The organism is Vibrio sp. A11 (genome assembly GCF_013048705.1).
In the GTDB taxonomy this organism is placed as follows: Bacteria; Pseudomonadota; Gammaproteobacteria; order Enterobacterales; family Vibrionaceae; genus Vibrio; species Vibrio metschnikovii.
Window position 1 is genome coordinate 1 of the sequence record NZ_VHSI01000029.1, and the last position, 10,408, is coordinate 10,408.

General features: G+C 43.2%; 8 protein-coding genes, 4 tRNA genes and 1 pseudogene. 10 read left to right on the forward strand and 3 right to left on the reverse strand.

The features are described 5' to 3' along the window. Positions 1-95 (forward strand): annotated as a pseudogene (locus FKQ60_RS16605) (IS5/IS1182 family transposase); the annotation flags it as partial. A 17-nt stretch (positions 96-112) separates the two neighbouring features. On the opposite strand, the gene FKQ60_RS16610 reads toward FKQ60_RS16605, so the two are convergent. Next, on the reverse strand, positions 113-553 hold the full coding sequence (locus FKQ60_RS16610; protein WP_170906781.1) for a DUF3015 family protein: 441 nt from the start codon (positions 551-553) through the stop codon (positions 113-115). 582 nt (positions 554-1,135) lie between these two features. Between FKQ60_RS16610 and uvrY the strand changes: the two genes are divergently transcribed. From uvrY to FKQ60_RS16645, 7 genes are all read left to right on the forward strand, one after another. Next, positions 1,136-1,780 carry a UvrY/SirA/GacA family response regulator transcription factor gene (gene uvrY, locus FKQ60_RS16615; RefSeq protein WP_154168391.1) on the forward strand — a complete coding sequence of 215 codons (645 nt, stop codon included), beginning with the start codon at positions 1,136-1,138 and terminating at the stop codon, positions 1,778-1,780. Next, positions 1,780-3,609 carry an excinuclease ABC subunit UvrC gene (gene uvrC, locus FKQ60_RS16620; protein ID WP_170906782.1) on the forward strand — a complete coding sequence of 610 codons (1,830 nt, stop codon included), beginning with the start codon at positions 1,780-1,782 and terminating at the stop codon, positions 3,607-3,609. Before uvrY ends, uvrC begins: the two co-directional genes overlap by 1 nt. Before the next feature lie 46 nt (positions 3,610-3,655). Then, positions 3,656-4,213, forward strand: a complete 558-nt coding sequence (gene pgsA / locus FKQ60_RS16625; RefSeq protein WP_072669232.1) for a CDP-diacylglycerol--glycerol-3-phosphate 3-phosphatidyltransferase — start codon at positions 3,656-3,658, stop codon at positions 4,211-4,213. A 351-nt stretch (positions 4,214-4,564) separates the two neighbouring features. Next, positions 4,565-4,638, forward strand: a tRNA-Cys gene (locus FKQ60_RS16630). A gap of 2 nt (positions 4,639-4,640) precedes the next feature. Then, positions 4,641-4,716 (forward strand) — tRNA-Gly (locus tag FKQ60_RS16635). A 48-nt stretch (positions 4,717-4,764) separates the two neighbouring features. Then, positions 4,765-4,851: transfer RNA gene (locus FKQ60_RS16640), tRNA-Leu, on the forward strand. A gap of 37 nt (positions 4,852-4,888) precedes the next feature. Beyond that, a tRNA-Gly gene (locus tag FKQ60_RS16645) sits at positions 4,889-4,964 on the forward strand. A 168-nt stretch (positions 4,965-5,132) separates the two neighbouring features. Here the strand turns inward: FKQ60_RS16645 and FKQ60_RS16650 are convergent. Together FKQ60_RS16650 and FKQ60_RS16655 are read right to left on the reverse strand one after the other, a co-directional pair. Then, entirely contained in the window at positions 5,133-6,062 is a 930-nt protein-coding gene (locus FKQ60_RS16650) for a LysR family transcriptional regulator (protein WP_170906783.1), read from the reverse strand. 10 nt (positions 6,063-6,072) lie between these two features. Beyond that, complete coding sequence (locus tag FKQ60_RS16655; RefSeq protein ID WP_154168387.1) at positions 6,073-6,555, reverse strand: GNAT family N-acetyltransferase; 483 nt, start codon at positions 6,553-6,555, stop codon at positions 6,073-6,075. Between the two features lie 283 nt (positions 6,556-6,838). On the opposite strand from FKQ60_RS16655, the gene pheS reads away from it, so the two are divergent. Beyond that, positions 6,839-7,822, forward strand: a complete 984-nt coding sequence (gene pheS, locus FKQ60_RS16660) for a phenylalanine--tRNA ligase subunit alpha (RefSeq protein ID WP_154168385.1) — start codon at positions 6,839-6,841, stop codon at positions 7,820-7,822. A 17-nt stretch (positions 7,823-7,839) separates the two neighbouring features. Further along, positions 7,840-10,227 (forward strand): phenylalanine--tRNA ligase subunit beta, encoded by a 2,388-nt coding sequence (pheT, locus tag FKQ60_RS16665; RefSeq protein ID WP_170904814.1) that lies wholly within the window; start codon positions 7,840-7,842, stop codon positions 10,225-10,227. The last annotated feature ends 181 nt before the right edge of the window (positions 10,228-10,408 follow it).

The window sequence follows — 10,408 nt, forward strand, 5'->3', positions numbered from 1 at the left end:
CAGTAGCAACAAGGTATGATAAATTAGCCCGGAATTATGCAAGTACACTGGCCTTGGCTTGCTGCCTTATATGGCTGCCAATGTGGGTTGGCTGAATTATAAACAGCAAAGATCAACAGGCCCTAGTAAATACTTCTTGTGAAGTCACGTTTTCAGATTGGAAAACGTTGGCAAAATTTTCTTTTGCTAGTTGATTAAACGCTGCTTTATCAGAGGCTTGAATTCCCCAAACTTCAGAAAGTGTTGCTAGTGTTTCGCCTTCGCCACGTGCGATATCACGTGCAAGGTTGTCAAGGTTACCATCGATAAATAGCGCAAGTTTTTGTGCAGAATTAATGGTGCCAGTGCCATCACACCCTAGTGTACCAAAAGTGATACCGAAGGTTTGGTTACCAGAAGTACCGTTGGTGGTTGCACCAAGTACTTTAAACACTTTACCTTCCTTACCATCAAAGATCATAGTGCCGACACCACAACCAATATCAGAGTCTGCCATTACTGCGTTAGAAAAAGGGAGTGCTACAAGAGCGGCCACTGCGAATAGTTTTTTCATGTTTTTATATCCTTAAGATTATCGTTTTAATATCAAAATATCCCAAAGCGCTTTACCTATTTAAATCGCGCATGAGTGATGACTCAGTGAGCTGATAATAAACGGTGCGTATTATGGGATTGATTGACGGGACTTATAAATATATGAAATTGACTGCATTTTCAATCGAAAGTTACGAATGACTCTCAAAAAGTGGGTGTTTTGTGTGATCTTTGTTCAGTATTAAGCCTGTTTATAAAATGAGGATGTCTATTTTTTAATTACCTTCATAGTATCTGAGAATAACGTCATAGATTCTTCAATCTCATCATTATTGCTCTGCCTAATTGGATTTGGTTATGGTTGTCACTGATTGTTTGCTAAATTTAATGTTAGCGATTTATGGTGTTGAGTAGAAACGTTTTAATGAGAGCCTAATTGCCTATTAAACTGCACAGTTTGTAAAAGAAATACTTGCCAAACGTGTGCTTTCGGCACATATTCATTGGCAGCGAGCTAGCCATTTAGGTTAGACTAAGCAGCCATGCTGCATCTTTAATATGATAAAGTGCAGAGCGAATAGATAAGTGTGGAGATACAAGTTTGATCAATGTTTTCCTTGTAGATGATCACGAGCTGGTTCGCACAGGGATACGACGTATTATTGAAGACGTCCGTGGAATGAACGTAGTAGGGGAAGCGGATAGCGGTGAAGATGCAGTAAAATGGTGTCGTAGTAATAACACTGATATTGTATTAATGGATATGAATATGCCCGGTATTGGTGGATTGGAAGCCACTAAGAAGATTTTACGTTTTAATCCAGACGTAAAAATCATTGTGCTCACTATTCATACTGAGAATCCGTTCCCAACCAAAGTGATGCAAGCTGGTGCTGCTGGTTATTTGACCAAAGGTGCCGCGCCCGATGAAATGGTGAACGCTATTCGTATTGTGAATAGTGGCCAGCGATATATTTCTCCTGAAATCGCTCAGCAAATGGCATTAAGCCAGTTTTCACCCGCCTCTGAAAATCCGTTTGCTGGTCTATCAGAACGTGAGCTACAAATCATGATGATGATCACTAAAGGCCAAAAAGTAACCGATATTTCTGAGCAACTCAATCTTAGTCCAAAGACAGTCAATAGCTATCGTTATCGTTTGTTTGCCAAGCTAGATATTAACGGAGATGTTGAGTTAACCCATTTAGCCATTCGACATGGGATGCTCGATACAGAGAAGTTGTAGTGGCTGATTTCGATTCTGCTTCCTTTTTAAAAAATGTCACCCATCAGCCCGGTGTGTACCGTATGTATAACACTGAGGCTGAGGTGATTTATGTTGGTAAAGCCAAAGATCTTAAAAAGCGACTGTCTAGCTATTTTCGTAGTAAAGTTGATAGTGAAAAGACCCGAGCTTTAGTCAGTCATATCAATAAAATTGACGTCACGGTTACTCATACTGAAACCGAAGCGTTGATCCTCGAACATAACTACATCAAGCAGTATTTACCTAAATACAATGTGTTGCTGCGGGATGATAAATCTTATCCTTATATCTTCATCAGTGCGCACAAGCATCCTCGTCTCTCTGCGCATCGCGGTGCAAAAAAACGCAAAGGTGAGTATTTTGGCCCTTATCCAGATTCTGGTGCGGTGCGAGAAACGTTGCACCTGATTCAAAAAATATTCCCAGTGCGGCAATGTGAAGATACCGTGTACAGCAATCGTGTTCGCCCTTGCTTAATGTATCAAATCGGTCGTTGTGCGGCTCCTTGTGTGAGTAGCCTTATTTCTGATGCAGATTATGCCGAGTTAGTGAACTGTGTACGGCTGTTCTTGCAAGGAAAAGATAAGCAAGTTTTGGAAGTGTTGGTTCGAAAAATGGAGACGGCTAGTCAGGCGTTACGTTTTGAAGATGCAGCAAAGTTTCGTGACCAAATTCAAGCGATTCGCCGTGTGCAGGAGCAGCAGTTTGTAGCAGAAGATTCACAAGATGATCTGGACGTGCTTGGTTTTGCGCAAGAGAAAGGGTTGGCCTGTATCCATATTTTGATGATCCGCCAAGGTAAAGTTTTGGGGAGTCGGAGCTTTTTTCCAAAAATCCCAGCCAATACCGAGTCGCAAGAAGTCTTCGAAAGTTTTTTAAGTCAATACTATCTCAATCATACTGATAGCCGAGTGGTTCCCAGTCGGATCATCCTTAATCAGGGATTACTAAAAGAGACTAAATCATTACAGCAGGCATTGAGTGAATTAGCTGGGCATAACGTTCATTTTCATGTCAGTCCGACTGGTACTCGTGGCCAATACTTGAAGTTATCAAATACCAATGCATTGAGCGCGATGACCAGTAAGCTTAATCACAAGATGACCATTCAGCAGCGTGTTAATGAGCTGCAGCGTGTATTAGGTATAGAGAATATAGCTCGTATGGAATGTTTTGATATCTCTCATACTATGGGAGAAAGTACCGTTGCCTCTTGTGTGGTGTTTAATCAAGAAGGACCACTCAAAGCGGAATATCGTCGTTATAATATCACTGGAATTACTGGTGGCGATGATTATGCAGCCATGGCTCAAGCTTTAGAGCGTCGATATGCCAAACAATTGGATGTGGATAAAATACCAGATGTAATATTTATTGATGGTGGCAAAGGTCAACTCAATCGCGCGCTACAGATCATTACTCAATGTTGGCAAGATTGGCCTAAGCGACCACAGTTGATTGGTATCGCGAAAGGAATTAGTCGTAAACCTGGCCTTGAAACATTAATCACCACCGAGGGAGACGAGTTTCATTTATCTAGCGATGCGCCTGCATTGCACCTTATCCAACATATTCGTGATGAAAGCCATAATCACGCTATTACCGGACATCGTGCTAAACGAGGTAAAACTCGACGCACCAGTACGTTAGAAGGGATTGAAGGCGTGGGGCCTAAACGTCGGCAAGCTTTATTGAAATACATGGGGGGCTTGCAAGAAATTAAGCGTGCGACTGTTGAAGAAATCGCCAAGGTGCCGGGTATTAGTCACTCTTTAGCAGAAATTATTTATCAAGCATTGAAACCATAGTCAAAATGCAGCACCATTAACGCGCCATTGATCAGAGCCTACTATTATGCGTTTAAATATTCCTAACATCTTGTCGTTGTTGCGACTTTTTCTCATCCCTGTCTTCATCGTTGTTTTTTATTTGCCTTATAGTTGGTCTCCCTTTGCGGCTGCCATGATTTTTTTTGTGGCTGGTTTTACCGATTGGCTAGATGGCATGTTGGCGAGAAAGCTTGGCCAAACGTCGCGTTTTGGTGCGTTTATTGATCCGGTTGCTGACAAGGTTCTTGTCGCTACTGCGCTGATTTTGATCACCGAGTATTATCATTCAATATGGATAACCATCCCCGCGGTGACCATGATTGGTCGAGAAATTATTATTTCAGCATTAAGAGAATGGATGGCTGAAATCGGTAAGCGCGCTAGTGTGGCTGTTTCTTGGATTGGTAAAGTAAAGACCGTTAGCCAAATGTTTGCATTGTGGATTTTGATCTGGCGTTACGATCAATGGATGGTTTGGTTAGGATTTATAGCTCTGTATGTCGCGACTATTTTAACGTATTGGTCTATGGCACAATACTTAGCAGCGGCGAAAAATGATTTGCTAAATGAAGAACATCATTAGAAAAGCGGGCATCGGCCCGTTTTTCTATTTTTAAACACCGCCGATCTGGATGTCGATTGGGCTTGGCTGCGATTATTTTTTAATAACGTGTTTTTTGTTGATTAATGATCGTCGCTTATTGTTCGATAAAGAGTAATCAAAAGCCGAGTAAAAATGGATTTTTGCTCGTTATGTTCTGGATAAATAGAGACTTTTTGCTAAAAAAATAAACAAAAAAACCATTTTTGAATGCAAAGTAATCAAACGATTCAAAAAGCAAAAAAATTCTATTGACTGATCGCATCGAATCCGTAGAATGCATCCCGTACTCAAGAGCAACGCGATAAAGAAGCAAGCGGTTTGAGTTTCGAAGGCGCGTTGGCAGAGTGGCCATGCAGCGGATTGCAAATCCGTGAACCTCGGTTCGACTCCGGGACGCGCCTCCATTGCGACACTAGCTCAGTTGGTAGAGCGCAACCTTGCCAAGGTTGAGGTCACGAGTTCGAACCTCGTGTGTCGCTCCAGATTATATCAGTATGGCGAAAGCGGTGCTGAGATTAAAAAATTAGTGTGCCCTGGTGGTGAAATTGGTAGACACAAGGGATTTAAAATCCCTCGACTTTCGAGTCGTGCCGGTTCAAGTCCGGCCCGGGGCACCATTTATAAAGAGCAACGTGATAACGTCACTTGCTTAATGCGACACTAGCTCAGTTGGTAGAGCGCAACCTTGCCAAGGTTGAGGTCACGAGTTCGAACCTCGTGTGTCGCTCCAAAACAAAAAAGCCCAGCCAAAAATGGTTGGGCTTTTTTTATGTTAACTGTTTTCTGTTGAAAAAGACTTACGTTTTAATAGATAGCATCATATCCAGATTTGCTGATGTCCGATTGATTGAACTATAGCCTAGGAAACCTATTCAATACTGGAGTACACAAGCAGTGACTAAGAGACCAGTAGTGAGTAGCCAATATCTTGTTTGTCTTTGATATCTTGTTTAAAAAACTGATAGCAGAATTCACGAAACCAGCGATGTTCAAGTGAGTGATGGTGTTTTGCATGCCAAAGTAAGTAATAATCGTGCTGAGGCAGCTCATAAGGCGTAGGAAAAAGGGTCATTGGGTGCCCTTGGGCATATTGAGCGGCGATATGTAATGGTAACGTAACCAAGCAGTCGGTACCAATCATGGTTTCAATGGCAAGACGAATTGAAGGTAACGTGGCAAAGATCCGACGTTTTTTTCGATAGCGTTGAAATAACGTATCAACTTGTAAGCTTTCCGTATGAAGTCCACTGACTAAAATATGCTTTGCTCGAAAGTAGTCATCAAGTGTGAGTGTTGTATTCTGCTCGATACGCTGTGACCAACGACAGACGACATACTGATCACTGGCTAATTTTTTACCATGTAAGTTTTCAGGAACAATAACAGATAATGTGGCGAGTAAATCTACTTGGCTTTCGGCTAACTCGCTGAGTGCACGATCTTGCCATAGTGTTGTATTGAGTCTAGCTCTGGGGGCTTGCTGATGAAATTCTCGGCAAAGTTGGGGCAGAATATCTGGTGAAATAAAATGATTGAGCGCGAGATTAAATGGCCGCTGAATTTTATGCACTTCACAATCGGCAGGTTGATAAAGTTGTTCCAGTTGTGTAAATACGGAGGGGAGAAGTGCCAGTAATGATTCTCCCCGTTTGGTTAATATAAATTGCTGTCCTTGCCTGATAAGTAACGGATCCTGAAACTCTTCGCGCAGTTGTTTAAGCGTTTTGCTGATAGCGGGTTGAGTAACGTTCAGTTTTTTAGCTGCATCAGTGAGATTTTTGGTCTCTAATAGGGCATATAGGGTCGGCAGCAATTTGTAGTTATGCATAGTATCCTGATTATAACTTTTTCATCATCCAAACATCACAGCCACCATGTTCAGTACCTTCGAGAGGTTTTGATAGGTGCTCAAAACCTAATCGTTCATACAATGCGATAGCTGAAGACATACTAGAAAGGGTATCAAGATAACAGTACTGAAACCCTTGAGATTTAGCAAATTCTAGACAGCGTTCGGCGATGATTCTTCCGCCGCCGTGACCCCGGCTTTTGGCTAGTAAGAACAACTTTTTTAATTCGCAAACACTCCTACTATCTTGAAATGGTGCTATTCCACCCCCTCCAACAATATCATTATCCAACAGGGCAACAAGATATAGACTATGTCTATCCTGAGTGTAGTACTTACTCATAGTTAAAACTTCTTCATCAGCAGGTCCAAAACCTTCGCCGACCGCACCAAATTCAGCACCGACTTGTTTAATAATTTGGCAAATTGAGGCATCGTGTTCTGCTTCAATGGGTAAAATTGTTAATGGCATTATCAACCTCTGGTTATAATCTTTGTGGGTCTAACCATAACGGGCAGCGTCATTTGAACAAAATCAATTTATGACAAAATCACTATAACTAAAAGTTATTTTGCAACTGCCTAACTTGATGAGTTAGCGATGAATAAACACGCAAAAAATGAAGGAAATGTGATTTCAATTTGGCTTTGACAGCGGCTTTCGTTACTATGTACAGCTTACTAAAAACCCCAAGAATCCCTTAATTCCCTCACGGGTGCCTTAAGGAAACTGCGCATCAGCAGACGAGGAAACAATGCAACATCTACAACAGATTATTGCTAACGCGACAGCAGCTATTAATGCTGCGGAGTCGTTAGTTGCACTGGATGAAGTGCGTGTTCATTATCTGGGCAAAAAGGGTGAGCTAACGGCTCAACTGCAAAGCCTAGGTAAATTACCACCAGAAGAGCGTCGTACCGCAGGTCAAGAGATCAACGTTGCCAAAGAAACCGTACAAAAAGCGATTTCACTGCGTAAAGATGCTTTACAACGCGCCGAATTAGAAGCGAAGTTGGCGGCTGAAACGATTGACGTGACTTTACCTGGTCGCCGTATTGATAATGGTGGTTTACACCCAGTCACTCGCACGATTGAACGCATCGAAAACTTTTTTGGTGAATTAGGCTTTAGCGTTGAGTCTGGCCCTGAGGTTGAAGATGCCTTCCATAACTTTGATGCGTTAAATATTGCTGCCGATCATCCGGCGCGTACCGATCACGATACCTTCTTTTTTAATCCTGATTTAATGCTGCGTACTCACACTTCTGGCGTACAGATCCGCACGATGGAAAACGGTAAACCACCGTTCCGCTTTATTGCTCCAGGTCGTGTGTATCGTAATGATTATGATCAGACTCATACGCCAATGTTCCATCAAGTCGAAGGCATGTTGGTCGATGAAAAGGTTAACTTTGCTCAACTTAAAGGCATTTTACACGATTTTCTATGCAACTTCTTTGAAGAAGAAGTTGAGGTGCGTTTCCGTCCATCTTATTTTCCTTTTACCGAGCCCTCCGCTGAAGTGGATGTGAAAGGTAAGAACGGTAAATGGTTAGAAGTACTGGGTTGCGGTATGGTTCATCCTAATGTATTGCGCAGTGTCGGTATTGACCCTGAGCAGTACTCAGGTTTTGCCTTTGGTATGGGAGTAGAGCGTTTAACGATGTTGCGTTATGGCGTGAACGATCTACGTTCGTTTTTCGAAAACGACCTGCGTTTCCTTAAACAATTCAAGTAATCCAGAGGCTTATCACTATGAAATTTAGCGAATCTTGGCTTCGTGAGTGGGTAAACCCTGCGGTTAGCACTGACGAATTGACTCATCAAATTACTATGGCAGGGTTAGAAGTCGATGACGTTCTCCCTGTTGCTGGCGTGTTTAACGGTGTTAAAGTTGGCCAAGTGGTTGAATGTGGTCAACATCCTGACGCTGATAAACTGCGTATCACTAAAGTCGATGTCGGTGAAGACGAATTACTCGATATCGTTTGTGGCGCAGCCAACTGCCGTCAAGGCTTGAAAGTCGCGGTTGCTACCGTTGGTGCTGTACTGCCTGGCGATTTCAAAATTAAGAAAGCCAAATTACGTGGCCAGCCTTCTCACGGCATGTTGTGTTCATTCTCAGAGTTAGGGATTGACATTGAATCAGACGGGATTATGGAATTAGCGCAAGATGCGCCGATTGGCTGTGATTTTCGTGAGTTTTTAGGTCTTAATGATGTCACTATCGATGTCGACCTTACGGCTAACCGTGCTGATTGTTTCAGCTTGCGTGGATTGGCGCGTGAAGTTGGCGTACTTAACCGTCTGGATATTATTGAGCCATCGGTTGCTCCTGTAGCGGCGTCAATTAACGATACCCTAACGATTGATATCCAAGCACCTGCGGCTTGTCCGCGTTATCTTGGGCGAATTGTCAAAAACGTTAATGTGAACGCCGCCACTCCATTATGGATGCAGGAAAAGTTACGCCGTTGCGGTATTCGTTCGATCGATCCGATTGTCGACATCACTAACTATGTGATGCTAGAGCAAGGCCAGCCAATGCATGCGTTTGATTTGGCAAAGATTGAGGGCGGTATTGTGGTACGTCTTGCCGAGCAAGATGAAAAGCTAACTCTTCTCGATGGCACAGAAGCGACGCTCAATCCTGATACCTTATTGATTGCTGACCATAACAAACCACTGGCGATTGCCGGTGTATTTGGTGGTGAGCATTCTGGGGTAAGTTCAAGCACGCAAGATGTGTTATTAGAGTCGGCTTTCTTCGCGCCAGATCATATCCGCGGTCGTGCTCGTCGTTATGGATTACATACTGATTCGTCGATGCGCTTTGAACGTGGTGTAGACTACGAGTTACAGCAAGCGGCTCTTGAGCGTGCTACCCAACTATTGATTGATATTTGTGGTGGTCAAGCGGCTCCTATTGTTGCTGCACAATCTGATCAGCATCTCCCAAGTGCGAATCAAGTGACTCTACGTCGGACGACATTGGATAATTTACTTGGCCATACTATTGCCGATGCCGATGTGGTCGAAATTCTACAACGTCTTGGCATGCAAGTAGAAACCACGTCACAAGGTTGGCAAGCGACTGCACCAACTTGGCGTTTTGATATCGCTATCGAGCAAGATTTAGTTGAAGAAATCGGCCGTATTTATGGCTATGACAATATTCCTAATCAAGCTCCTCAAGCGGCATTGAATATGAATGCCCACAAAGAAGCGCGTTTACCGCTCAAGCGTGTGCGTGATTTGTTAGTGGATCGTGGTTATCACGAAGCTATCACATATAGCTTTGTTGAACCGGAACAGCAAAAACTAGTGGTTCCGAATATAGAACCCCTCATTTTACCAAACCCAATTTCTGCCGATATGTCAGCGATGCGCCTTAGTTTAATCCAAGGCTTGCTGAATACGGTGGTGCACAACCAGAAACGTCAACAGCCGCGCGTACGCTTGTTTGAGCAAGGTTTGCGTTTTATTCCCGATCAAGCTGCTGAAAATGGTATGCGTCAAGAGCCTATGCTGGCTGGTGTGATCGCTGGTACTCGTGGTGATGAACATTGGAACATGGAAACGGCTAGCGTTGATTTCTTTGATTTAAAAGGCGATGTAGAAGCAATCCTCGATTTAACTGCGAATGGCCGAGCTTATCAGTTTACGGCAACGCAGCATCCGGCATTGCATCCTGGTCAGGCGGCTGCGATTGTGCTGGATGGTAAAGAGATCGGCGTGATTGGTACCGTTCATCCAGAACTTGAGCGTAAATTTGGTTTAAATGGTCGTACAATCGTATTTGAAATCGAATGGTCAGCGATTAATACCAAAGTGATCCCTGAAGCCGTCGCTCTATCTAAGTTCCCTGCAAATCGCCGTGATATTGCTCTGGTTGTCGATCAATATGTTGCTTCTGGTGACATCGTTGCTACTTGTCAATCGGCGGGTGGCTCGTTATTACGCGATGCTAAACTGTTCGATGTTTACGTTGGTAAAGGTGTTGAGGAGGGTAAGAAGAGCTTAGCTATTGCGCTTATCTTACAATCGGCAGAGCGAACGCTAGAAGATGCGGATATCACTGCTGCAGTGAACAATATTGTTCAAGCGGTGGCTGAACAGTACTCTGCAACACTGCGAGACTAAATAGATAAGATACATTCAGTAAACCAAAAAGCAGATCAAGTCGATCTGCTTTTTTTGTATAGAGAAAACCCCCAGCTAGGCTGGGGGTTCCGTAAAGCTTTCAGCTATAAGTCAGTTATAAAGCCCCTTTCAATTTGTTAAAACACTCTTGCGGTCTGGCAACTGCGAGAGTTAAACGAAA